Source organism: Pinisolibacter sp. (assembly GCF_036782435.1).
Taxonomy (GTDB): Bacteria; Pseudomonadota; Alphaproteobacteria; order Rhizobiales; family Ancalomicrobiaceae; genus CALBKH01.
In genome coordinates this window covers 76,982-99,772 of the sequence record NZ_DAIPZB010000010.1, presented here as the reverse complement: position 1 = coordinate 99,772, position 22,791 = coordinate 76,982, and the positions used below count along the sequence as shown (strand labels likewise).

Annotated in this window: 24 protein-coding genes; 23 read left to right on the top strand and 1 reads right to left on the bottom strand. The window is 64.7% G+C overall.

Features of this window, described 5'->3' with window-relative positions; genetic code table 11:
- Positions 1-60: 60 nt before the first annotated feature.
- The 10 genes from V7Q42_RS06440 (at position 61) to V7Q42_RS06395 (ending at position 7,813) form a co-directional block, all read left to right on the top strand.
- Positions 61-1,014 carry an ArdC family protein gene (locus tag V7Q42_RS06440; protein ID WP_080620472.1) on the top strand — a complete coding sequence of 318 codons (954 nt, stop codon included), beginning with the start codon at positions 61-63 and terminating at the stop codon, positions 1,012-1,014.
- Positions 1,014-1,961, top strand: a complete 948-nt coding sequence (locus V7Q42_RS06435) for a hypothetical protein (RefSeq protein ID WP_080622745.1) — start codon at positions 1,014-1,016, stop codon at positions 1,959-1,961. The genes V7Q42_RS06440 and V7Q42_RS06435 overlap by 1 nt, the downstream gene beginning before the upstream one ends.
- 155 nt (positions 1,962-2,116) lie before the next feature.
- A complete protein-coding gene (locus V7Q42_RS06430; RefSeq protein WP_080620473.1) occupies positions 2,117-2,503 on the top strand; it encodes a hypothetical protein in 387 nt (128 codons plus the stop codon).
- A 137-nt stretch (positions 2,504-2,640) separates the two neighbouring features.
- A complete protein-coding gene (locus V7Q42_RS06425) occupies positions 2,641-4,794 on the top strand; it encodes a ParB/RepB/Spo0J family partition protein (RefSeq protein ID WP_080622746.1) in 2,154 nt (717 codons plus the stop codon).
- A gap of 94 nt (positions 4,795-4,888) precedes the next feature.
- Positions 4,889-5,218, top strand: coding sequence for a hypothetical protein (locus tag V7Q42_RS06420; protein WP_080620474.1), 330 nt, complete (start codon positions 4,889-4,891; stop codon positions 5,216-5,218).
- Entirely contained in the window at positions 5,215-5,514 is a 300-nt protein-coding gene (locus V7Q42_RS06415; RefSeq protein ID WP_080620475.1) for a hypothetical protein, read from the top strand. The genes V7Q42_RS06420 and V7Q42_RS06415 overlap by 4 nt, the downstream gene beginning before the upstream one ends.
- A gap of 427 nt (positions 5,515-5,941) precedes the next feature.
- The gene (locus V7Q42_RS06410; protein ID WP_164871400.1) at positions 5,942-6,106 is read left to right on the top strand and encodes a hypothetical protein; all 165 of its coding nucleotides are present in this window, start codon (positions 5,942-5,944) and stop codon (positions 6,104-6,106) included.
- Positions 6,107-6,281: 175 nt separating this feature from the next.
- The gene (locus V7Q42_RS06405; protein ID WP_080620477.1) at positions 6,282-6,650 is read left to right on the top strand and encodes a thermonuclease family protein; all 369 of its coding nucleotides are present in this window, start codon (positions 6,282-6,284) and stop codon (positions 6,648-6,650) included.
- A 98-nt stretch (positions 6,651-6,748) separates the two neighbouring features.
- Positions 6,749-7,306, top strand: coding sequence for a hypothetical protein (locus V7Q42_RS06400; RefSeq protein ID WP_080620478.1), 558 nt, complete (start codon positions 6,749-6,751; stop codon positions 7,304-7,306).
- Positions 7,307-7,366: 60 nt separating this feature from the next.
- A complete protein-coding gene (locus tag V7Q42_RS06395) occupies positions 7,367-7,813 on the top strand; it encodes a hypothetical protein (RefSeq protein ID WP_151719607.1) in 447 nt (148 codons plus the stop codon).
- Positions 7,814-8,153: 340 nt separating this feature from the next.
- Here V7Q42_RS06395 and V7Q42_RS06390 read toward each other — a convergent pair whose 3' ends face one another.
- Positions 8,154-9,176 carry an IS110 family transposase gene (locus V7Q42_RS06390; RefSeq protein WP_333823070.1) on the bottom strand — a complete coding sequence of 341 codons (1,023 nt, stop codon included), beginning with the start codon at positions 9,174-9,176 and terminating at the stop codon, positions 8,154-8,156.
- 79 nt (positions 9,177-9,255) lie between these two features.
- Between V7Q42_RS06390 and V7Q42_RS06385 the strand changes: the two genes are divergently transcribed.
- The 13 genes from V7Q42_RS06385 (at position 9,256) to V7Q42_RS06325 (ending at position 22,787) form a co-directional block, all read left to right on the top strand.
- On the top strand, positions 9,256-9,939 hold the full coding sequence (locus V7Q42_RS06385; protein ID WP_333823069.1) for an antitoxin of toxin-antitoxin stability system: 684 nt from the start codon (positions 9,256-9,258) through the stop codon (positions 9,937-9,939).
- 158 nt (positions 9,940-10,097) lie between these two features.
- On the top strand, positions 10,098-14,447 hold the full coding sequence (locus V7Q42_RS06380) for a strawberry notch family protein (protein WP_080620481.1): 4,350 nt from the start codon (positions 10,098-10,100) through the stop codon (positions 14,445-14,447).
- The gene (locus tag V7Q42_RS06375) at positions 14,447-15,490 is read left to right on the top strand and encodes a DUF7146 domain-containing protein (RefSeq protein ID WP_080620482.1); all 1,044 of its coding nucleotides are present in this window, start codon (positions 14,447-14,449) and stop codon (positions 15,488-15,490) included. Before V7Q42_RS06380 ends, V7Q42_RS06375 begins: the two co-directional genes overlap by 1 nt.
- Before the next feature lie 372 nt (positions 15,491-15,862).
- Complete coding sequence (locus tag V7Q42_RS06370; protein ID WP_333823082.1) at positions 15,863-16,798, top strand: DUF2493 domain-containing protein; 936 nt, start codon at positions 15,863-15,865, stop codon at positions 16,796-16,798.
- Positions 16,799-16,958: 160 nt separating this feature from the next.
- Positions 16,959-17,375, top strand: a complete 417-nt coding sequence (locus V7Q42_RS06365) for a hypothetical protein (RefSeq protein WP_080622747.1) — start codon at positions 16,959-16,961, stop codon at positions 17,373-17,375.
- A 705-nt stretch (positions 17,376-18,080) separates the two neighbouring features.
- Positions 18,081-18,482 carry a single-stranded DNA-binding protein gene (locus V7Q42_RS06360; protein ID WP_333823067.1) on the top strand — a complete coding sequence of 134 codons (402 nt, stop codon included), beginning with the start codon at positions 18,081-18,083 and terminating at the stop codon, positions 18,480-18,482.
- A gap of 553 nt (positions 18,483-19,035) precedes the next feature.
- Positions 19,036-19,590 carry a hypothetical protein gene (locus V7Q42_RS06355; RefSeq protein ID WP_080620485.1) on the top strand — a complete coding sequence of 185 codons (555 nt, stop codon included), beginning with the start codon at positions 19,036-19,038 and terminating at the stop codon, positions 19,588-19,590.
- A 447-nt stretch (positions 19,591-20,037) separates the two neighbouring features.
- Positions 20,038-20,412, top strand: coding sequence for a hypothetical protein (locus tag V7Q42_RS06350; protein ID WP_080620486.1), 375 nt, complete (start codon positions 20,038-20,040; stop codon positions 20,410-20,412).
- Between the two features lie 443 nt (positions 20,413-20,855).
- Positions 20,856-21,104, top strand: a complete 249-nt coding sequence (locus V7Q42_RS06345; protein ID WP_080620487.1) for a helix-turn-helix domain-containing protein — start codon at positions 20,856-20,858, stop codon at positions 21,102-21,104.
- A gap of 96 nt (positions 21,105-21,200) precedes the next feature.
- Positions 21,201-21,479, top strand: coding sequence for a DNA -binding domain-containing protein (locus V7Q42_RS06340; protein WP_080620488.1), 279 nt, complete (start codon positions 21,201-21,203; stop codon positions 21,477-21,479).
- 110 nt (positions 21,480-21,589) lie between these two features.
- Positions 21,590-21,814 (top strand): transcriptional regulator domain-containing protein, encoded by a 225-nt coding sequence (locus V7Q42_RS06335; RefSeq protein ID WP_080620489.1) that lies wholly within the window; start codon positions 21,590-21,592, stop codon positions 21,812-21,814.
- A gap of 97 nt (positions 21,815-21,911) precedes the next feature.
- The gene (locus V7Q42_RS06330; RefSeq protein ID WP_226341155.1) at positions 21,912-22,364 is read left to right on the top strand and encodes a DUF2285 domain-containing protein; all 453 of its coding nucleotides are present in this window, start codon (positions 21,912-21,914) and stop codon (positions 22,362-22,364) included.
- Positions 22,365-22,505: 141 nt separating this feature from the next.
- Entirely contained in the window at positions 22,506-22,787 is a 282-nt protein-coding gene (locus tag V7Q42_RS06325) for a helix-turn-helix transcriptional regulator (RefSeq protein WP_080620491.1), read from the top strand.
- Positions 22,788-22,791 lie beyond the last annotated feature (4 nt).

Here is a 22,791-nt window from a genome sequence, read left to right as displayed (position 1 = left end):
TTGCCGTGACGGGTTGAGGGCTGGAGAAGAGGTCTCCGGCGCCCGTCGCGGAGAACCGCGATGTCCAGATACGACCATACCCCCCGTTCCGGCGCGGATCGGGCGAACCTTTACGACGAGATCACCGACAAGATCATCGCCGAGCTTGAGGCCGGGCGCTTTCCTTGGGTCCAGCCCTGGGGCAAGGCCACGGCCCAGGCCCCGCTCGGCCTGCCGCAGAACGCCAGCACCGGCCGCGCCTATAGCGGCATCAATATCCTCATCCTGTGGGGCGCCGTCGTCCAGCACGGCTTCCCCGGACAGGGCTGGCTCACCTTCCGCCAGGCGCTTTCGCTCGGCGGCAATGTCCGCAAGGGCGAGTGCGGCACAACCGTCGTCTATGCCGATCGCTTCACGCCCGAGGACGAGAAGCGGCGGGCGCGAGAGACCGGCGAGGAACCGGGGAAGATCCCGTTCCTGAAGCGGTTCACGGTGTTCAACACCGCGCAGTGCGAGGGCCTGCCCGAGGACATTGCCGTGGCCATGCCGCCTCCGCCATCCGGACTGGTCGAGCCGAGGGTCGAGGCGCTCATCAAGGCGACCGGCATCGACTTCCGCATCGGCGGCGACCGCGCCTACTACGTCCCGGCCCTCGACCATGTGGTCGTTCCGCCGCCGCAAGCCTATTTCGAGCCGATCAACTGGCACCGGACGGCCCTGCATGAGCTGGGTCATGCGACAGGCCATGCGTCCCGGCTGAACCGCGATTTTTCCGGTTCCTTCGGCACCAGGAAATACGCTTTCGAGGAGCTGGTGGCGGAAATCTCGGCCGCCTTCTGCTGTGCCTCCCTCGGCATTGTGCCGACCGTCCGCCATGCGGATTACATCGCCTCCTGGCTCGAAGTGCTGCGCGAGGACAACCGGGCCGTCGTCCGCGCTGCCTCGCAGGCGAGCAAAGCGGCCGACTGGATTTTGTCCTTCCTGCCAGATGCGGACGGGCTCGGTGCGGCCGACGATGAGCGGGAGGCAGCATGATGAACGCGCTCGCCTTTCCCGGCTCGATCCCCGATCCTGCGCAGGCGGCCGAGATCCGCCTGCGTGTCCTCAGCCTCGGCGCCGGCGTCCAGTCGACCACGCTCGCCCTCATGGCTGCCCATGGCGAGATCGGCCCGATGCCGGATTGCGCGATCTTCGCGGACACCGGCTGGGAGCCGAACGCGGTCTATGAGCATCTTGCCTGGCTGGGATCGCCGAATGTCCTGCCATTCCCCATCCATATCGTCTCGGCCGGGGATATCCGCGCCGATCTGCTCACCGGCGCACGCGGCGAGCGGTGGGCCTCGATCCCCGCCTTCACACGCACGGTCGCGCCCGCTGGGACTGAACTACCCGTCTATGATGAAGACGAGAACGGCGAACCCGTCATTGTCGGTTCCCGCGTCCTGGCAGGTGAGCGGATCAGCATTGGCATGATCCGCCGCCAATGCACCAAGGACTACAAGATCACCCCAATCCGGCGGAAGGTGCGCGAACTCCTTGGCATTGCGGGGCGCCGCTCGCCCGGATCGCCAGTCGCCGAGCAATGGATCGGGATTTCTCTCGACGAGGCGTTGCGCATGAAGCCCTCGTTTGAGGACTGGCAGGTCAACCGCTGGCCCCTGATCGAACGGGGCATGACCCGCCAGGACTGCCTGCGCTGGCTGGAGCGGCATGGCTATCCTCTCCCGCCCAAGAGCGCCTGCATCGGCTGCCCGTTCCATTCCAATGCCTATTGGCGGCATATGCGTGACCACGATCCCGAAGGGTGGACCGATGCCGTGTCGGTCGATGCCGCCATCCGCACGGGCTTCCGGGGCATTCGCGGCGAGGTCTATCTTCACCGTTCCGCCGTCCCGCTCGATCTGGCCGATCTTTCGACAGCCGCCGATCATGGCCAGCTCGACCTCTGGCCGAACGAATGCGAGGGCATGTGCGGGGTGTGACTGCTGAAACTCGCCGATGCACATAGCCGGATTTCCGGCTTTGCGATTTTCCGGCTCGCAGCGCCGCCCTTCTGGAGACAGAGGGCGGCGCTTTGGGTCGTGGCGGGTTGGGTGCCGGGAGAGAGGCTCCCGGCGGCCCGCCACGGAGAACGCAGATGCCTGCTATTCAGTCACCCACGCCCCTGAAAACCTTCCTCATCTGCCATGGCGCCGAGAACGAGTTCTGGCTGTGCAAGGCCGCGGACCGGAATCATGCCGTCGAGCAGTTTGAAGCCGCCGCGACGGACGGCGACATCAACGAGGTATTCGAGTGCGTCCCCGCCATGAACCGCTACTTCGTCCGCCAGCGGCGGGCGATGTGGGTCTGCTTCGTCCAGGAGGTCGAAGCAGAGGATGAGGATGCCGCGGTCGATGCCTTCTACCAAGGGTTCGATCCGCAGCACTTCTTCATAGAGGGCGCCCTTCAACACGCTGATCATGGCCCCGCCACGGTCTTCGACCGGCGGGAATACCCGAACGCGAATGTTGCCGAGGCCGACTGACGAGCTGTTCCAAAGCTGAATAGCCCGTGTCCTTGCGACAGCGCTGCCCTCTTAGAGTAAGAGGGCGGCGCTTCGCTTCGTGACGGGTTGGAGGTCGAGAGAGAGGCTCACGACCGCCCGTCGCGGAGATGACCACCATGGCCCGAGCTGCCAAGAAAAAGAAGCCCGCCCTTCAGATGATCGAGTTCTCGCGGGCGCGCGATATTCCGTTCAACCGCATCCGACTGTCGGATAGCAACGTCCGCGAGATCGACGTGGAGGCCGGCCTGGACGACCTGACCCATGACATCGACCGGCGGGAAGATCTCGTGCAAGGTCTCAATGTCCGCGCCGTATTCGACGAGGACGGCAATGAGACCGGCGATTTCGAGACACCCGCAGGCGGCCGCCGCTACAGGTCCATCGCGCGCCTTGTGGAAGCCGGTCGCTTCCCGGCCGAAGGGCTTGTGCCTTGCATCGTCAAGAAGGCCGACGCCAAGACCTCGGCCGTCGACGACTCGCTGGCCGAGAACCTGCTGCGCCTCGCCCTGCATCCGCTCGACCAGTTCAAGGCGTTCAAGCGGATGTTCGACATGGGCATGTCGAAGGAGGAGATCGCCGACGCCTGGCGGACCACGCCGCGCTACATCATGCAGCGTCTGCGCCTCGCCACCGTCGCGCCGACACTACACGATGCCTATGCGCGCAACGAGATGACGCTGGCGATGCTGGAAGCCTTCACCGTCAACCCCGACCACGAGCGCCAGCATCAGGTCTGGGAGCGCATCAGCACGTCGTGGCAGAAGGAGCCCTGGCAGATCCGCAATATGCTGACCGAGACCACGGTTCCGGCCGCCGATAAGCGCGCCCGCTTTATCGGCGTCGAAGCCTATGAGACAGCGGGCGGCCCGGTGCTGCGCGACCTCTTCTCCGAGGAAAACGGCGGCTGGTTGCAGGACGTCACGCTCCTCGACCGCCTGGTCGACGAGAAGCTGCGCGCCATTGCCGACGAGATCGCCGGTCAAGGCTGGAAGTGGATCGACGCGGCGGTCGAGCTGCCCTACGGCCACACCAACGGCCTGCGCAAGCTGGCCGGTGTGACCCAGGAACTGACCGAAGAGGAGCGCGCCACGCGCGAGGCGCTGCGCGACGAGTATGACGAACTCGAAGCCAAGTATGCCGAAGCCGACGACCTCCCCGATGAGGCCGATCAGCGTCTCGGGGAGATCGAGGCCGAGCTGGAAGCCTTCGAGAACCGGCCCGTCACCTTCGCGCCGGAAGACATCGCCCGTGCCGGTGTTTTCGTCAGTATCGGCCGCGAGGGCGAGTTGATCGTCAGCAGCGGCTACGTCCGCCGCGAGGATGAGCAACCCGAGACGGTCGATGGCGAGGATGCCGGAGAGGGCGCGGACCCGTCCGACCCTGATGCCGTGCAGCGCGCCGTCATCACTGTCGGCGGCGAGCCGGTCCCGGACGCCGACGAGGAAGAGGACGATGCTGTCAAACCGCTGCCCGAGCGGCTGGTGACGGACCTGACCGCATGGCGGACGCTGGCGCTGCGCAATGCGCTCGCCGAGAATCCGCACGTCGCCATGACGGCCCTGCTGCACAAGCTGGTTCTCGATACCTTCGAGCGCACGTCCACCTCGGGAACGAGCCTTTATGCCGCCGTGCGTCACATCTATCTCCCGGCCGATGCGACCGGGCTCGCGGACAGTGCCGCCGCGAAGATGATCGACGAACGCGCGGACGCCTGGCGGGGCGACATTCCCTCCGGTGATGACGACAGGCTCTGGGGCTGGATCGACGGCCTCGACGATGCCAGCCGCCTGGCGCTGCTCGCCCATTGCGTCAGCTTCGGCGTCAACGCGCTCTATGAGCGGCCGAACCCCTATTCGGGGAATGGCATCTCGCAGCACGGTCTCGACCGCCGCATGGCCGAGGCCGAACGGCTGGCGCAGGCCACCGGCCTCGATCTTGTCGAAGCCGGCTGGAAACCCACGGTCGAGAACTACCTCGGCCGCGTGACCAAGACTCGCATCCTCGAAGCGGTGCGTGAAGGCGCCGGCGATCGCGCGGCCGATCTCATCGCGCATCTCAAGAAGGGCGACATGGCGAAGGAGGCCGAGCGGCTTCTGGCCGATACCGGCTGGCTGCCGGAGCCGCTGCGCCCCACCGTGGACGCGCAGGCCGTGGATGGCTCAGCCGATCAGGACGAGAATGGCATGGCGTTGCCCGATTTCCTCGCCGGTGACGATGAGAACGCGGCCGATGCCGCCGACGATCCGGTGGCCTTGGTCGCCGCCGAGTGACGCGCACCAGCGGGGCGGTCTCGGTCGCCCCGCTTACTCCCCACCCCATATAGGCTCGGCCCCGGCCGGGCCTTTTTTTTCAGGAGACAGGATCATGCCATCCGACAACCATCCCAACCCCGGCCAGCCCATTCCTCAGACTGTTCATGTCGCCCTTTATGAACATCGCTATGGAACCGATGTGCGCGCTTTTCTCGACAGCGAAGAGGCGATGCACTGGCGCACAGAGATCGCCAAAGAATGGTGGACTGACGCCTTCGATGACGATCTGCCGCCCGACGACCAGATCGGCGACGTGTATTTCGAGCGCATGTTGGAGCGCGACGAGTTCTTTTGGACGAAGGCGTGTGAAATCAAACGCGATCCTCCTGATTCCACCGATCCGGACAGCCCCGTTCCAAGCGCCGATGGTGGTGGCGCATGATCATGACGGTTGATGAAATCTTCGCTGACGACCGCCGCAACCCTCCCATGGAGCGATCGCTTCCGTGGGAGGAAACGCGCGGCGGCGTCACCGTCTTCGTGGAGCCGAAGCCTCATTGGGCCGAGGACATGCGCGCCTTCCGGCTCGATAGGTGCGAATATTGCCGCTATGCGGACTGGAGCGCGCACGGCGCCCGGACACGGTTCTACGGTCATATCGACACGTCCGGCGACGACGTGATGATGGAGGCTCGGGCAATTATCGCCCGCGAGATCGCCGATGGGCTATGGGACTGAGCAGCCCTTACGCCTGTGCCTGGCGCAGACCGGGCCATCGGGGTATCGCCGCGCAGCCAGCGACGGATCGAGGTCCAGCGTCACCATTGCGCCGTCAGCTTCTCGCAGCGGGACAGCGGATTCCATCTCCAGCCTGAAACACATCCTGAAGATCAGCCCGGCAACGAGGCTGGCGCGGCGGGGCATCTATGACGGGATTCCCGGCATCCTGTCAGAGGCGAAGCACCACCCCCGCTTCCATTCGCGAACCTTGGTCCGACCGTCTCTTTGTCAATCAACCCACGAGGGGTCGGCTTACGCGAGCGTGCCGCCCTCGCGGATTCGGACGAGCCGAACGCGCGAGGGTGATTGCAGATCCGGTCGGACACTTCGGGCGCCTGTCGCGCGGGGGATGGTCCCCCGCCTCCCAAGACAGGAGCCGGAACCCATGTCCTATGCAGATGCCACCGCCTTCGCCGCCAGCCTCGCCACCACGCTGATGGTTTCCATCGTCGTGTTTCAGGCCGGAGATGGAACCCACTCCGCCATGCCGGCCGACGAGTTCGACGGCGACGAGGAGATGGTGAAGCTGGAACTCGATCCGTGGAGCTGAGGCGCGAAAGCGCCTCACTCCCAAGGCCCGGTGCCCAAGCGCAGTCGGGCCTTCTCCCGACAATCGCCGCCGATTGCCGCTTGCGTGCCGGACGGCATTGCGATCTCGACCCGCATCGGAAAGAACCGTCGGCGATCACGCCGATTTCGCTCCATCAAGATGAAAGCCATTCGCCATGCTCAGCCATATTGTCGTTTCCATTCTGCTCTGCACGGCGTCATGCGAACCGGCCGAAATCCGCGTCTGGGACGGCGATTCCATTCGCTTGGGCACGACGCGGCAATCTGAGGCCGTCCGGATCTTCAACATCGACGCCCCCGAGATCGAGGGGCAATGCGCGTATGAAACCGACCTCGCGCTGCAATCGAAGATCAGGCTGGCCGAGCTTCTGAAAGGCCAGCGGATCGAAATCCTGCACCAGGGAACCGACCGCTATGGCCGGACCCTGGCGGCGATCCGCGTCGAGGGACGAGACGTCGGAGACATTCTCGTCAGCGAGGGACTGGCCCGAACCTGGGCGGGACGCCGCGAACCGTGGTGCTGATCCACCCCGACAACAGGAGAGTGAGAGGGTGGGTCGGTTGGCCGTGACGGGTTGCAGGTGGAAGAGAGGCTTCCGCCGCCCGTCGTGGAGCAAACCCCATGACCCTTTCCCACCACCCCGGTTTTACCCTGGTCGGCGACGTCATCACGCGCGAGGTGTTGCCCCGGCTGCGCTACGCCCAAAAGCTGCCGTTGCGCCTCTCCTGCATGGGCACGGCCGGTTACGAGGGCCTCGACGAGGCCGATGAATTCGACCGCACGGTCGTCATCGGTCAATCCGCATCCGCCGAAGAAGCCATGATCCTTGCCAGCCAGCGCGTCGCGCGCGGCGACATTCGTGTCAGCGCGGACGACACGCTGCGCTTTCACCCGCGTATCGTCGTCATTCAGGACGGCGATCTCGGCCTGGTTCTCGGTGGCGAGATCCGGGCAGGAATCGTCCTCTGGCAGCAGCCCGTCGTCTCCGACGTGGAGGCCCGCCGCATCATCACCGAAGCCAGCCGCTTGCGCGGGCTGGCCTTCGCCGCCTCCGGTCGGGTCGATCACAGCGCAGCCCGCGATCATCGTTATCGCGCCAGCCTGCTCGAGGCCCGACTGGTCGATCCCTACTGGCGCGAGACCGCGGCGGAGCTTCTCCATCTGCCCCAGGCCGCCTGACACCTTCTTCCACATCTTCGCCCGGCCGCGCGCCGGGCTTTCTCGTTTCAGGAGTCCGACATGGCTAACTATTTCACCCATTTCTCCTGCCTGCTCGACGTAGGCACCCCGGAAAACGCCGCCCGCGCGCTCGACCTCTACAACGCACTTTCAGAGGAAAACGCTGCCGAAGACCCTCCCTCGGAAGGATTCATTCTGTCGATCCAGCCTGAGCATGGCGGCACCCAGCTCTGGATGCGCGACGATGAGACCGGCGATCCCGAGCATGTGATCCAGTTCGTAAAACGCTGCGCGGCCGCGTTCGGCCTGTCGGGCCTCTGGGGCTTCCAGTATGCGACCGCCTGCTCGCAAGCCAGGGTCAACGCCTTCGGTGGTGGCGCGCATGCCCTCGATCTCGCCACCGGCGAGACCGTGGACTGGATCTATAGCGGCAGCTGGCTGGAGATCGTCCTGGACGGAGGTGATCCCTATGCCTTCTGTAATGGGGCCAGTGCAGTCAATGGGTAATATTCAACAAAAGGCCCCCTCGAGGCTGAGCGCTTCGAGGGCATGGCTAAGCGGAACGGATAAGTCTTGGCGGTCACCCCCTCTGGCGCTTTCGATCCCGTTCCATCGATGTGATCCTACACCGGTTCGCGCTTCTGTCCGTGGTCGACGCAGTGGTCGCCAACTTGATGCTGGTTCAAAGCGGTCTCCGCGCGCCTATCTGAGATACGTGCTCGAAGCGGATGCTCCGGCGACAAGGCATCGAACGGCGTCATCGGAAACCGCGTCCTGGTGAGGACCTCGATGGCCGGTTTTCAGGTCGGCCAGTTCGTTGTTTTCAGTCGCGGCAACTTGGCTGGCTTTAAGCCATCTTGGCAGCTTGGAATTCGGTGTTGTCGACCCACATGCGATGCAGAATTACACCCATCCTGCGGGCCAGAGCGACCGCGGCCCGCTTAACGCCACGCCTACGAACAACCTGCTCCGCCCATGCGCGCAACCAATTCGGCTTTTTCGAGCGATGGATCACCACGGTGGCAGCTTGATACAGTGCGGTCCGCATATCCATATCGCCAGCTTTGGTGACACCGCCGATGATATCCGTCTCTCCGGATTGGTAGCGACGAGGTGTCAATCCAATTGATGGGCCAACATCTTTCGACCGCCGAAACCTGCCGGGGTCATCGATGGTTGAGCGGACAGTCAATGCGACGACCGGACCAATACCGGGCATCGTCATCATCAAGCGACAAACTGGATCCTCGCGCGTGATGTCTCGTGCCATGCGTTCAAGGCGCACAAGCTCGCTGCGCAACGCAGCTCGAGCCCTGAGCATCGGTTCGATTGAAAGCTGGATGAGCTTGTTGCCATCGGTCAATTCGCGAACTCGGTCTTCAAAGCTGACTTTGCCAATCCGACCAAGTCGAAGTCCGAAATTGCGCAGCATGCCCCGAATAGACATCTCGATGTTGATAGCGGCGTCTTGCACGGATCGGCGTGCACCGAGAAGCACCCTAAGCTCCTGCGCGGAAAGTGACTTGCAATGGACTGGCCGGAACCAGCCCATCTGCAGCAAGCGGGCCAGGCCAGCAGCATCGCGGCGATCGGTCTTTACCGGCGCAGCTTTCAAGGCGGCTTTTACTTGCCGGGTCTCCATCAGCACCACCGGCAGTCCAAGGTCGGTCAAAGATTTATGAAGCCACTGGGACAAGGGTCCGGCTTCGATACCAATCGCTTCTACCACTCCCGGCATGCTCCTGATGCAGGCGTTCAACGCCCCGGGGTCACTCGCAACTTTCGTTTCCTTCAAAAGCTTGCCGTGTTCGTCCACGGCGCAAACCGCAGAATTCTCGAGAGATACGTCAATGCCAACGAAAACACCCATAGATCACTCCCCTCTTGACCCTAATGACAGGCGGCCTGAATCAAGCAACGAAGCGCCCGAATTTCCCAGCGGAAAAAGTTTGGGATCCGCTTCAGCGTCGGGCGGCCGCCCCATTACGGCATCTGAGATCATCGAAACCACTGTCTATCGGCTCGACGAGCTTTCCGACACGGCGAAGGACAAGGCCCGCGCCTGGTATCGCGAAGGCGGGTTCGACTACGACTGGTATGATGCGGTCTATGAGGATTTCCAGCGGATCGCGGAAATCCTCGGCATCCGCTTCAAGACCCGCACCGTGCGCCTGTATGGCGGCGGCTCGCGGCGGGAGCCGCGCATCTTCTTCTCAGGCTTCTGGTCACAAGGCGATGGCGCTTGTTGGGAAGGGTTCTACTCCTATGGGAAGAACGCCTCGGCCGAGATTCGATCCCATGCACCGCAGGATACGGCCCTGCACGGTATCGCCGATGCCCTTCAGGCAATCCAGCAACGCAATTTCTACCAGCTTCGCGCCGAGGCCAGCCATCGTGGTCGCTACTACCATGAGTATTGCATGGCGATTTCCGTCGAACGCGACAGCCAGACATATCAGGACATGACCGCCGATGCCGAGGAGATCGTGATTGAGGCGCTGCGCGATCTGGCCCGTTGGCTCTACCGCCAGCTTGAGCGCGAATACGACTACCTCTCCTCGGGTGAGGCGGTGGATGAGACCATCACCGCCAACGAATATACCTTCACCAAAGCCGGACGCCGTTTTGGCTGACCCCGACAAGCGCTCCGCCTCTCGGCCGGGCGCTTGTTTCATGCCTGCTTACGCCACGGCTTGAGAGGGAGAGAGCGACCGGAAGGGATTTGAGCCGGTGCGGTCGAGAGAGAGCGCCGTGCGGCTCGGTCCTATTCCGCTCTCCCAAGGAATCTCCGATGAACATGATCTCTGCTTCCGCGGCGGCCTCCGCCGCCGCGCCGCTTCCACTCGACCATGACGCCGAGACGGCTGCTTCCACCTTCACCGCTGCCGGTTTCCTGCTGCCGCATCTCGAACGCGGTCAGCGTGTCGATGCCGCAACCCTGCGCGGCGCCATGGAAGCGGCCTTCGGCGCTTCCGATGCCACCGGCGCCTGGAACTGGAAGACCGCCTATGATGCCTGCGAGGCGGCGACCGTCCTCTTCCTGCGCAAATACGGCGCTGCGCTTTTCCGCAGAGCCGGGTCATCGGCGGCTATCCTGCCGCAGCTCGGCAAGATCGCCGGGCTCCTGCCGACGCATACACGCCGGTCGGAGGAAGCCCAGACCTTCCAGCAGTTCTCCACCCCGATCCCGCTTGGCTTTGCGGCGGTGACGGCGGCGGCGATCACTCCTGCCGACCGGGTGCTGGAGCCCTCGGCCGGCACCGGGCTCCTCGCCATTCTGGCCGAGATCGCCGGCGGCACGCTGCTCCTCAACGAACTCGCCGAGATGCGCGCCGGCCTGCTTTCCTCTCTCTTTCCGGCCCTCTCCGTGACCCGCTTCGACGCCGCCCAGATCGACGATCACCTCGATCCCGGCCTGGTCCCGACCGTCGTGCTGATGAACCCGCCGTTCTCGGTCATGGTGAATGTCGAGGGCCGCATGGCCGATGCCGCCTTCCGCCATGTCGCCTCGGCGCTGGCGCGCCTTGCGCCCGGCGGGCGGCTTGTGACCATCACCGGGGCGAGCTTCGCCGCCGACAATCCGGCATGGACCGCCTCCTGGACCCGGCTGCAGGAGCGCGGCCGCGTCACCTTTTCCGCCGCAGTCGATGGGTCGGTCTATGCCAAGCATGGCACCACGATCCCAACCCGGCTGACCGTCATCGACAAGCTGCCCGCCGACGACCCTGCGGTGTTTCCGACAGCAATCGGAGTCGCGCCGGACGTGGCGACGCTGATGGGCTGGCTGGCGGATCAGTTGCCCGCGCGGCTGCCGGTCGATCCCGGCGTTGCCGTGCCGATCGCGCGGCCTGCCGTCCCCCGCACCGTGCGCGGCTATGTCAACCGAACGGCGAGGGCTGCGCCCGCCGCGCCGCTGGCCGAGCCGGAGGGGGTGCCGCTCGCCTATGAGACCGTCGATTGGGCACCGGCCGAAGACGGCCGCCTCTCCGATGCGATCTATGAGGAATACGGTCTCCAGACCATCCGCATCGCCGGCGCGCAGGCGCATCCGACCCAGCTCGTGCAATCGGCGTCGATGGCGAGCATCGCGCCGCCGAAGCCGAGCTACCGGCCGATGCTGCCAGCCGACATTCTCGGCAAGCTGTCCGAGGCGCAACTGGAAACCGTGATCTATGCCGGCGAGGCCCATACGGGCTTCCTCGCCGGGGCCTGGACGGTCGATGACACGCTCGACAGCCTGTCCGCCGCGCCGGAGGAGGCCGAGGGTGCCATCCGTTTCCGCCAAGGGTTCATGGTCGGCGACGGCACTGGTGTCGGCAAGGGCCGGGAATCCGCTGCCATCATCCTCGACAACTGGATGCAAGGGCGGCGTAAGGCGGTCTGGATATCGAAGTCGGACAAGCTGCTGGAGGACGCACAAAGGGACTGGAGCGCCCTCGGCATGGAGCGGCTGCTGGTCACGCCGCTGTCGCGCTTCCTACAAGGCAAGCCGATCACTCTGGGCGAAGGCGTCCTATTTTTAACCTATGCCACGCTGCGCTCCGACGACCGCGGCGAAAGGGTTTCGCGCGTCAAACAGATCGTCGAATGGTTGGGCTCCGACTTCGATGGGGTCATCATCTTCGACGAGGCGCATGCCATGGCCAACGCCGCCGGCGGCAAGGGAGAACGCGGTGATGTCGCCGCCAGCCAGCAGGGTCGCGCCGGGCTGCGCCTCCAGCATGCCCTGCCGCAGGCCCGCGTCGTCTATGTCTCGGCCACCGGCGCCACCACCGTCCACAACCTCGCCTATGCGCAGCGCCTGGGCCTCTGGGGCGGCGAGGATTTCCCGTTCTCGACCAGGGCGGAATTCGTCGAGGCGATCGAGGCCGGTGGCGTCGCGGCAATGGAGGTGCTGGCCCGCGACCTGCGCGCCCTCGGCCTCTACACCGCCCGTTCGCTGTCATTCAAAGGCGTGGAATACGAGCTGCTCGACCATGAGCTGACCCCGGAGCAGATCCGCATCTACGACAGCTACGCCGATGCCTTCGCCATCATCCACAACAACCTGGATGCCGCGATGCAGGCCGCCAACATCACCGGCGGCGACGGCGGCTCCGGCACGCTGAACCGGCAGGCCAAATCCGCCGCCCGCTCGGCCTTCGAGAGCGCCAAGCAGCGCTTTTTCGGGCACCTGCTCACGTCGATGAAAACCCCGACGCTGATCCGCTCGATCACCAGCGATCTGGAGGCGGGCCATTCCTCCGTCATCCAGATCGTTTCGACCGGCGAGGCGCTGATGGAACGGAGGCTCGCCGAGATCCCCACCGAGGAATGGGGCGACCTGAAAATGGACCTGTCGCCGCGCGAATATGTCCTCGACTACCTCGCCCATTCCTTCCCGGTCCAGCTCTACGAGCCGTTCACGGATTCGGAGGGCAACCTGTCGTCTCGCCCGGTCTATCGCGACGGCCAGCCAGTCGAAAGCCGGGAGGCCGTGGCGCGGCGCGACGAGATGATCGCAAGCCTCGCCAGCCTGCCGCCGGTCCCCGGCGCGCTCGACCAGATCATCCAGCATTTCGGCACTGACACCGTGGCCGAGGTCACTGGCCGCTCGCGCCGGATCGTTCGCAAGCGCAGCGTGACCATCGACCGGCTGGTCGTGGAGAATCGCGCCGGTTCGGCCAATCTCGCCGAGACCCAGGCGTTCATGGATGATGGCAAGCGTGTGCTGGTGTTCAGCGACGCCGGCGGCACCGGGCGCAGCTACCACGCCGAACTCTCGGCGAAGAACACCCGGCTGCGCGTCCACTATCTCCTCGAAGCGGGCTGGAAGGCCGATGCCGCCATCCAAGGGCTTGGCCGCACGCACCGCACCAATCAGGCGCAACCGCCGCTGTTCCGGCCGATCTCGACCAATGTGAAAGCCGAGAAGCGATTTCTCTCGACCATCGCCCGCCGCCTCGACACCTTGGGTGCGATCACGCGCGGCCAGCGCCAGACCGGCGGTCAGGGCCTGTTCCGCCCGGAAGACAATCTGGAGAGCCACTACGCCCGCGACGCGCTGCGCCAGCTCTATCTCCTGCTGGTGCGGGGCAAGGTCGAGGGATGCAGCTTGGAGCGGTTCGAGGCCGCAACGGGGCTGAAGCTGATGGACTCGAACGGCATCAAGGATGATTTGCCGGCGATCACCACGTTTCTCAACCGTTTGCTCGCCCTGACCATTGAGCTTCAGGGCGTGCTGTTCACCGCCTTCGAGCAGCTTCTGACCGCGCGGATTGAGGGCGCCATCGCCTCGGGCACCTATGATGCCGGACTGGAGACGCTGCGCGCCGAAAGCTTCGTGGTGGCGGACCGGCAGGTGATCTACACCCATCCGCGCACCGGGGCCGAGACCAGCCTGCTGACTATCACCGAACGCAAGCGCAACCGGCCGGTGACGCTCGACGCCGCCTTGGCCGAACTCGATGATCCGCGTGCGAAGCTGCTGATCAACGAGCGCTCGGGTCGCGCGGCGGTGCAGATCCCCAGCACGAGCGTCATGCTGGATGATGGCGAGATCGAGCGCCGCGTCCGCCTGATCCGGCCGATGGAGGCCCATAACGTCCCGGTCAGAATGATGGGCGAAACCCATTGGGTCGAGGCCGACCGGGACGTCTTCGCATCGGCTTGGGAGGCCGAGGTTGCAGAAGTGCCGGAGTTTGCCGACAGCACCCTGCATATGGTCACGGGCTTGTTGCTGCCGATCTGGAAGCGGTTGCCCAATGACTCCACCCGCGTCTATCGGCTCCAGTCTGACGCCGGCGAGCGCATCATCGGCCGGAAGGTCTCTCCAGCCTGGGCCGCGAACGCGACCAAGACCGGAACCGCATCGGTCACGCCGGATGATGCCTTTGCGGCGCTGATGGAAGGTCGGACGATCCTCGATCTCGCCGAGGGCCTTCAGCTTCGGCGGGTCCGCGTCATGGGCGCGAACCGGATCGAACTCTCCGGCTTTACCGACATGATGCGTCAGCGCCTCTCGGCCTATGGCCTCTTCCACGAAATCATCTCATGGAAGCTGCGCATGTTCGTTCCGGTCGATGGGACTGGCCCTGCCGTTCTCGGCAAGGTTCTCGACCGCTGGCCGGTCGAGCGCATCGGCGAGCGGGAGGCAGCATGATGCCCCGTCACGATGTCTCGGAACTGGCGATCCGTCTCGGTCGGGAGGCCGAGGCGGTCTGCCGCCATTATCTGTCGTCCGGCCAGCGCGCCGGACGATACTGGCTGGTCGGCGATGTGCAAAACACGCCTGGGCGATCCATGTTTGTCCGCCTCACCGGGCCTGAATCCGGCAAGGGCGCGGCGGGGAAGTGGACCGACATGGCCACTGGGGAGCATGGCGATCTGCTCGACATCATCCGGCAATCGCTTGGCCTCGTCGACTTCAAGGACGTGGCCGAGGAAGCGCGCCGTTTCCTCGCTCTCCCGCATCCCGAACCGGAGAAGACGAAGACGCCGACCGGCAGCACGTCCAGCGTGGCGTCCGGTTCGCCTGAAGCGTCTCGCCGCCTCTTCGCCATGGCGCAGCCGATCGGCGGCACGCTTGCGGAGATCTACCTGCGCGGGCGGGCGATCACCCGCCTCTCGGGCACCGCCGCGCTGCGCTACCATCCCCGGTGCTATTACAGGCCCGATGAGCATTCGCCCACCGAGATCAGGCCGGCACTCGTCGCCGCCGTCACCGATCTCTCCGGCCACCAGACCGGCGCGCATCGCACCTGGCTCGCCCCGGACGGTTCCGGCAAGGCACCTGTCGAAACACCGCGGCGGGCGATGGGCGACCTTCTCGGCCACGCAGTCCGCTTCGACACTGCCGCTGAGGTTCTCGTAGCCGGCGAGGGCATCGAGACCGTGCTGTCGCCCCGTCAGGTTCTGCCCCACATGCCGATGCTGGCGGCGCTTTCAGCCGCTCACCTCGCTGCCATCCTGTTCCCGCCGTCCCTGCGCCGGCTCTATGTCCTGCGCGATCGCGACCCGGCCGGGGACGGCGCAAGAGACAGCCTCGCCTCCAGAGCAGCGAGCTTCGGGATCGAGGCGGTCACGCTCACGCCGGTCGAGGGCGACTTCAACGATGATCTGCGACGCCGTGGCGCCGATGCCCTCAGGGCGGCCCTGAAGGATCAGCTTCATCCCGAGGACATCCGCCGTTTCATGGAGCGGTGAGGATGTAATCGTTCTCGGAGGCGCGGCCCAACTCGTCGCCTGCCGGTTTCGTTCGCTGGCCATCGGCAGGCGCATCCTTCGTCGGAGAGGCCCGCACCCACGGCCTTCGGAGAGGGCGATCGGCGCACAAACGGGACGGGCAGGCAATGGCCGGGAGCGACTAATTTCCGCCGGCGGGGAGCCACCCCACGCGACAGGTCGCGTGGGGACCCCGTCTCTGGCCCCGCCTTTGCATCGCGAAAGGCAAATTAGCCGCACCCGGCCATCAAGGCCCTCGCCGAGCGGGCGAGGGCTGTCAACCCGTCCCGCCCGTGCGCTTCGACGCCTGCGAAGGCCGCGATGGGCGCGGTCTCCAGACGAAGGACGCAACCGATGACGTTTGATCCCGAATATGCAGGGGCCGAGCCGGTCCACACCTCCTCCCAGACCGATCACGCCCTCACCGAACTCCAGCTCTACGGCTGGCGCCCGTTCCAGGACGAACCTGATCCCCGGCCGCTCCCCGAGGGCAATACCGTCGCTGTAGCCGTCACAGACATCTTCGACGCCCTTGTGGCGACGCTCAGTGACACCCGTCTCGAACCCGATCTCGAAGAGCTGCTCTGGGGGACGGTCAATCTCTTTCACCGCGCCGCCAGCCGGGTGGAACGCGATCTCGACGACAACGAGCAGGCGCAGCGCCGGATGCAGCGGGAACAGGACGGCAGCGAGGTGAAGTCGGTCGAACTCGAACGCCTCACGGCAGAGGGACAGACCCTCATCGAACGGCGCAACAGCATGGAACTCTTCCGCGATCTCGCCGCCGAGGCTTTCGAACACCACACCGGCAGCGCCTGGCGGCCGCGCAGCGGCTCGATGGTCAACCATCGCAACCTGACCGCCGCGATGATCGACAGCCGCGACTTCCTTGCCGCGAAACGCCGCGCCGAGACCGAGGTGATGCTGCCTGCCGGTCCCAAGGTGGCCGTGACCGGCGGCGCCGGTTTCAACGATCACCGGCTGATCTGGGGGCGGCTCGATCAGGTCCATGCCAAGCACCCGGAGATGGTCTTGCTGCACGGCGGCACCCCGAAAGGCGCGGAACTGATCGCCTCCCGCTGGGCAGACCACCGCAAGGTGCCGCAGGTCGCCTTCCGGCCCGACTGGACGAAGCACGGCAAGGCCGCACCCTTCAAGCGCAACGACGCGATGCTGGATGTGCTGCCGGTCGGCATCCTCGTCTTCCCCGGCACCGGGATTCAGGAGAATCTCGCCGACAAGGCCCGCAAGCTCGGCATCCCGGTCATGAAGTTCGACGGCGGCGCGTAAGCGCCGCCGTTCGGCGGCTTTCAGCCGCCAAACCTTGACAGGAAGCGAGGTCGAGCCTCTATTGGAGCATCCTTGTAGAACCGGCGAAGCAGAATAGTCGCAGGCGGAGCGCATCTCCCGGCAGCCTGTCGTGATCCTCAACCGTTCGCTGGAGGTTTCCATGACGTTGATCCTGCTCGCCATCTCTTTGACCATCACGGCCTGCGTGATCGCCTACAATCTCGCGATCTACGCTTTGCCCGTCATGTCGGCCATTACTGCCGCGCAATACGCGTGGGGCGCGGGAGCCGGCGTCCTGATGTCCGGTTTCGCTGCGCTCGGTGCGGCCCTGCTGTCCATCGTCTTGGTGATCGCGGTCCTGGGCTTTGCCAAGAACCCTGTTCTTCGCCTCATCGCGCTTGCCCTCTTCGCGGTGCCCGCCGTCATAGCTGGCTACGCGCTCGTCTATGGCGTCACGAAGAACGCCATAGACTCGACCCTCGCGCTCAACCTTCTGGGCGGCGTGGGCGGCCTGGTCATCGGCGTCTCGGCCATCATCAATCTGAACGCGCTCGGCGAGTCGGTGTTCTCGCGCTGAGCCGGCGCGCGCGATCCCGCAGTCTCATGGAAACCCGACGGCTGGACCACCGGGCTCCGGGCTTCCTGCTCAGAATAGGAAATCATGTCATCGCGGTCACGCTGCCGTCTTTCTCGACCTGCTTTGCCCGGCTCTGGAAGCCGGTCATCGGCGTGAATCCCGCTGACGCCGTGCAGTCGATGGCCAGCCGCATCCTTCCACTTCATTTCGTGAACACAGCCGCAATCACCTTCAAACCCTTGCCGCAATACTGCCGGACCTGACCTCGTGCCATTGATGCAGGTGATGCGATGCCGGTTCCGCGCTCCAGACCCGATAGCCCTTCTCGTCACGGGCCACACAGCCTTCCAGCGGGGCGTGAACATGACGGGGAAGTGGGTTAGATCGGGATGCCCGGTGGCATGGATACGGGTTCCAAGGGCCAGCACGCTGCTGCTACCGGCAGGGATGCCAGTTCTGCTGCGCGTCCCCGATTGGCTCTCGAAGGCACCAATCCCTCCGACTGACTGATCCCCTAAGTCCGTTCGGTTTCCACCAGCAACCCCGGCGGCTCCGGACCGTGTTGCCGCGCGAGCGCGGCTGCCCGCCCCACTCCGGGCCTTAGGGGCGAGCTGCCGCAAGGGCGGCAGTTGCGGGAGTCTCCCGACGGCCTTGGCCGGGTCTCGTCGGAGGGATGGTCCCTCCGAGGAGCAACGGAGACTTACAATGCAGAACATCGTCATCCTCGCCGGCAACATCGGTCAGGCCCCCGAAACCCGCACCACCCAGGGCGGCACCGGCATCACCCATTTCACCCTGGCCACCTCGCGCCCCCGCTACTCGGAAGGCCGCGTCCTCCGCGACGAGAACGGCTATCGGGTCCAGGACACCGAATGGCACCGCATCACCTGCTTCAACGGCCTCGGCAAGACGGTCCAGCAGTATTGCGACACGGGCATGAAGGTTCTGGTTCGCGGCCGCATCCACTACACGAAGTGGAAGGATGCGGAGGGCAACGACCGCTACGGCTGCGAGATCATCGCCGAGACCGTCGATTTCCTGAGCCGGGCGAAGCAGACCGAGAACGACGACGGCAAGTTCATCGACGACGATGACATCCCGTTCTGAGCGGGAAGCCAGAGGCCCGGCGGCGCAAGCCGCCGGGCCTTCCATGTTTACGGTGGGTCGCGCCCGCCGGCTCAGCGCAAGATTCCCCACCGGAACGCCATGCGCCTTCGCGCCCGGCGCTCCGATTTCCTTGCCGGAGAATCGGATCATTTCCAAAAACAGGAAACCACTTTTTGGTCCGATGCTCCCCGAATGAGTAGGGGGCAAGCCGCCCCTCTCAAACTCGCCCCATGAAGGTGCAGGGCTACGCCCCGCCCCCTCCAACTCCCTACCCATGGAGGGGAGACCCCTCCAAACCTCCCCTTTGGCGTTGCGCTGAATAATGTCGCGACCCCTGGTCGGGGCCGCGGGCTCCTCTCTCTCTGACTTCGGATCATGCACCAGCCACTCCGGCGTCAAGGACTTCGCGGTCCCCCAATTTTCAGCCGACGCCCAAGAACATCGTCAGAAAATCGGCTCCACCACTCGCCGCCGCTGGCGGTCGGCTTACGCGATCCCTGACCCCTCGCGGCAACAGTGCAGGCTCCTCCCGTCAGAACGAAAGGAGAAACAAATGTCTGATCTCGATTTCCTCAATCTCTCAAGAAAGCTTGGCCGCATCAGAACCAGGGTGCGCAAGAACTACTTCAGGTGCGACACTCGCTTTTCGCAGTCCCTCCATGAAAAGCTGCTTCTTGCCCTCAACGGCCATCTCAAGACTTGCCGCGAGGGCGCAAAGGTCCAGCGGCGGCTACGGAACGAAAGCGATCCGACGGTGCGCGAGTCCCTTGAACAGACCCTCGGCGACTGCATGGGCGATCTCGAATCCGGCGGCCGGGGGTTCTATCCTTGGCATCTGCTGGATGCCGTCGATGGTGACCCGGACTTCGGCGGATACCACCACCCCGTTGCGGCCATGTGGTGCAATGGCCCGATCCCGGAATGGATGACCGTCGAGGACAAGCATCTGTCCGGCCTTGGTCCCATCCTCCGGCAGATCGCTGCCCAGACAGGTATCCGCTTCACCACCTATCTCTGCGATGCCAGCATTGGCCCCGATGGCGCGGGGCAACTCGACCCCGAGATCTACGAGCGCCCGGTCAGCAACTTCCGATACCGATACCGATAGCGAGGTGGCGGGCGGCGGAAGCCGCTCGCCACCTTTTCCCCTGTCGTAATAGCCATACCGACCGGATCGACCGCTCGGCAGGGCTTATGAAAGGGGGGCAAGCCGCCCCTCTCAAACTCACCCCATGAAGGTGCAGGGCAAAGCCCCGCCCCCTCAAACTCCCCCACCCATGGAGGGGAAACCCCTCCAAACCTCCCCTTCGGTTCCACCGAATATTGTCGCGGCCCCTAGTCGGGGCCGCGGGCTCTTCTCTCTCTGACTTCGGATCATGCACCAGCCACTCCGGCGTCAAGGACTTCACGGTCCCCCCAATTTTCAGCCGATACCCAAGGGCATCGTCAGAAAATCGGCTCCCCCGCTCGCCGCCGCTGGCGGTCGCTGCGCGATCCCTGACCCCTCGCGGCTACGGTGCCCGACCCTCCCGTCAGCGAGAGAAAGGAGCATGACATGACCGAACAAAAGATCATCCGTATCGACGGGGGCAGCGCCGAATACTGGCGCGATCGCAAGCAGGCTTTCGGGCTTATCCGCGATGCCGAGCTTGCCGCAAAGCGTCTGGCCGAGGCGCCGATGTATCTGCACGGCGGCTACGACGAGGATGGCGACGTTATCCCCATCGAAAACCTCGGTCCCCACGACGATATGGAGGACGCGATCTGGGCCATCGAGGCCGATCCGACTGCGGTGAGCATCCTCGTTGCGCAGGGGCGCACGAGCATCGGCGGTCACGAGATCGGGGCTGTGGTTCGCGGTTTCGAACCGGACTACGGGCACATCGAGGACCCGGAGAGCAATCCGCTCTGGGGACCGGATACCGACTGACCCTTCGACGAGAGGCGGCGAAAGCCGCCTCTCGTCTTTGCTTCGTCGTCAAAGCCCTGCCGGCCGGATCGACCGGCCCGCAGGGCTGATGAAAGGGGCACGCCCCTCTCAACGCTCTCCCATGAAGGAAGGGGCAAGCCCCCTCCTTCAAACATCCTCCCCAAGGGAAGGGCTGAAGCCCCTCCCTTGAACCCTCCCATGGGAAGGAGGCGACGGTTCCCTCGCCCTCCTTCCCAAACCCATCCTCCTCTCCCTGGGCCAGGCCATTCTGGCCGCGCCGATACGCTGTCGTATGTCCGACCGAATCAGATGGCTGCCTATCCCGCCACTGCGAGGTTGATCACGACGATTCCAGCCGAATTTCGAGTGGAATTTGAAGGCAGAGCGACTATTATAGTCGTAGTTCTGGAGTGCGTGCAGGTCTCGGTGGGAGGTGATCATGTATGATCACCGCTCGCCAATCACGGGCCGCACGCGCGTTGCTGGGTTGGACACAGGAGACGCTCGCTGACAAGGCCCAGGTCGCATTGACCGCACTCAAACGCCTCGAATCCCAAAATGGGCTTGAGGTGTTCGAGACGACTCGCGATCAGGTTCGCCGCGCTCTCGAAGCGGCCGGCATCGTTTTCCTGTCAACGGATAAGGGCGAAGGCGTCTTGCTCCTGCACGAGCGGAGCCCGACGCCGGGTTAGCGTCGTGGCCTGCGCATTGACCCGTTGCCCATAAAAAGAATGGCTATCTCCCGCCGGAGATGGTTAACAAATACGTTATCCGATCGTGAGCGACTGATGGGACAAGCGACACAGACATTTCTTGACGAACCACCGTCCAGCCAAACGCTGACACCATATGATCGAGAACACATGAAGCTCTATATGCGCCTGCTCGACGCAGCGCGCGATGGCGCCGACTGGCGCGAAGCGGTTCGAATCCTCTTCAATCTCGATCCAGAGCGTGATCCCGAGCGTAGCCGCCGCGTTCATGACGCGCATCTCGCACGAGCGCGTTGGATGACCGAGCGCGGCTATCGCGAACTGGTCCGCGAAAGTCAGCACCGAACATCATAGCGATGCGCGGGACGCATCACCTGTTGATCCCGACCCAGCTTCCTCAATTCAACCCGAACGGGAATCGTAGAGTCTCTCCAACTTCCTGAGCTGTGACGTGGGAGGCTCCGATGACACCCAACGCATCTACCTGGCGTTCTTCGGCAGACTACGAGCATCTGGATGTGCTGACGCCATCCGATCTGGCTTGGGAGTGGCTCCGCCGCAACGATGCCTATGACGCTGATTTTGAGGCATCGGCCTCTGGCCAGGGAGATCCCGAACCGCTGACCGAACGAATCCGGCAGCGGTGGGGACTCCGATTTCCCCGTCGATCCGCTGGCTGCGCCACCTGACGCCAAGGTATTATGGCTTCCGCAGGAGGACACGAGCGTCGTCATACTGGCGAACGCGCCATCGGAATTTGACGAGCAAATCGGTCTCGCAGCTACCGTGATCTGGCGCGCCCATCCTCGCTCGCAACCTACGGATGAGGACTACCGGCTCGATATTGGCAACGGACAGCATCTGCAGATCCTCGACTGCACGGCCGGCGACGACAGGATCGCCGTCGCCATCGTTCCGCTCGGCCTGGACGGCTTCGACCGGATCGAAGCCGTCCGCCGCTTCCTCTCCGCCCTACATGGCCGCGCCATTCCTCCCGATACGCGGCTGACCCGGCAGCAGCGCATACGCCTGCGACGGATGCTTCGCGCCTTTGACGGACACAGGGCGGGCGCCACACAGCAGGAAATCGCGCAAGTCATCCTGAAGATCGGGCCGCTCGACCGCGATGAATGGCAGGCGTCTTCGGCCCGCCACACGATCAAGGCGCTTCTGCGCGACGCCCATTCCATGGTCGCGGGCGGCTATCGAAAACTCCTGCGTCATCGTCGCCAACGCTAGCGTAGTTCGACGCCTGGGCTGGTGGGCGATTTCGATACCCATCAACTTCGCCCTGCAACTCGCCGGCCTCCCTCCGCCACCGTGGTCGTTGTCCCGCCGCTGACTCGCAGTGGCCGTTCCCAACAGCCCGGAGGCCCGATCATGCCACATGAACCCGTCGTTTTGCCGCCGCGCTTCCTGCGCACCAAGGAGGCTGCGGATTTTCTCAGCCTTTCGGCCCGGACGCTCGAAAAACACCGCACCTACGGGACCGGCCCTGCCTATCGCAAGCTCGGCGGCCGGGTTGTCTATGCCATCGACGATCTCGAAGCCTGGACCGAGCGCGGTGCGGTAACCTCCACCTCCGATCCCCGTGGCTCCGTGCTGCCCGCCAAGCGCCACGCCCTTCCGACCGGCCCGCAGGTCGGGCGCTCCGCCCGCTGATCGC

Bases quoted from the DNA above. Each gene is read 5' to 3' on its own strand.
- V7Q42_RS06380 (WP_080620481.1), top strand. From the start codon at position 10,098: ATGAACATGATCTCTGCTTCCGCGGCGGCCTCCGCCGCCGCGCCGCTT.
- V7Q42_RS06390 (WP_333823070.1), bottom strand. From the start codon at position 9,176: ATGGGTGTTTTCGTTGGCATTGACGTATCTCTCGAGAATTCTGCGGTT.
- V7Q42_RS06405 (WP_080620477.1), top strand. From the start codon at position 6,282: ATGCTCAGCCATATTGTCGTTTCCATTCTGCTCTGCACGGCGTCATGC.
- V7Q42_RS06410 (WP_164871400.1), top strand. From the start codon at position 5,942: ATGTCCTATGCAGATGCCACCGCCTTCGCCGCCAGCCTCGCCACCACG.
- V7Q42_RS06335 (WP_080620489.1), top strand. From the start codon at position 21,590: ATGACACCCAACGCATCTACCTGGCGTTCTTCGGCAGACTACGAGCAT.
- V7Q42_RS06415 (WP_080620475.1), top strand. From the start codon at position 5,215: ATGATCATGACGGTTGATGAAATCTTCGCTGACGACCGCCGCAACCCT.
- V7Q42_RS06430 (WP_080620473.1), top strand. From the start codon at position 2,117: ATGCCTGCTATTCAGTCACCCACGCCCCTGAAAACCTTCCTCATCTGC.
- V7Q42_RS06400 (WP_080620478.1), top strand. From the start codon at position 6,749: ATGACCCTTTCCCACCACCCCGGTTTTACCCTGGTCGGCGACGTCATC.
- V7Q42_RS06345 (WP_080620487.1), top strand. From the start codon at position 20,856: ATGATCACCGCTCGCCAATCACGGGCCGCACGCGCGTTGCTGGGTTGG.
- V7Q42_RS06425 (WP_080622746.1), top strand. From the start codon at position 2,641: ATGGCCCGAGCTGCCAAGAAAAAGAAGCCCGCCCTTCAGATGATCGAG.
- V7Q42_RS06340 (WP_080620488.1), top strand. From the start codon at position 21,201: ATGGGACAAGCGACACAGACATTTCTTGACGAACCACCGTCCAGCCAA.
- V7Q42_RS06365 (WP_080622747.1), top strand. From the start codon at position 16,959: ATGACGTTGATCCTGCTCGCCATCTCTTTGACCATCACGGCCTGCGTG.
- V7Q42_RS06435 (WP_080622745.1), top strand. From the start codon at position 1,014: ATGAACGCGCTCGCCTTTCCCGGCTCGATCCCCGATCCTGCGCAGGCG.
- V7Q42_RS06375 (WP_080620482.1), top strand. From the start codon at position 14,447: ATGCCCCGTCACGATGTCTCGGAACTGGCGATCCGTCTCGGTCGGGAG.
- V7Q42_RS06395 (WP_151719607.1), top strand. From the start codon at position 7,367: ATGGCTAACTATTTCACCCATTTCTCCTGCCTGCTCGACGTAGGCACC.
- V7Q42_RS06370 (WP_333823082.1), top strand. From the start codon at position 15,863: ATGACGTTTGATCCCGAATATGCAGGGGCCGAGCCGGTCCACACCTCC.
- V7Q42_RS06440 (WP_080620472.1), top strand. From the start codon at position 61: ATGTCCAGATACGACCATACCCCCCGTTCCGGCGCGGATCGGGCGAAC.
- V7Q42_RS06360 (WP_333823067.1), top strand. From the start codon at position 18,081: ATGCAGAACATCGTCATCCTCGCCGGCAACATCGGTCAGGCCCCCGAA.
- V7Q42_RS06420 (WP_080620474.1), top strand. From the start codon at position 4,889: ATGCCATCCGACAACCATCCCAACCCCGGCCAGCCCATTCCTCAGACT.
- V7Q42_RS06325 (WP_080620491.1), top strand. From the start codon at position 22,506: ATGCCACATGAACCCGTCGTTTTGCCGCCGCGCTTCCTGCGCACCAAG.
- V7Q42_RS06355 (WP_080620485.1), top strand. From the start codon at position 19,036: ATGTCTGATCTCGATTTCCTCAATCTCTCAAGAAAGCTTGGCCGCATC.
- V7Q42_RS06350 (WP_080620486.1), top strand. From the start codon at position 20,038: ATGACCGAACAAAAGATCATCCGTATCGACGGGGGCAGCGCCGAATAC.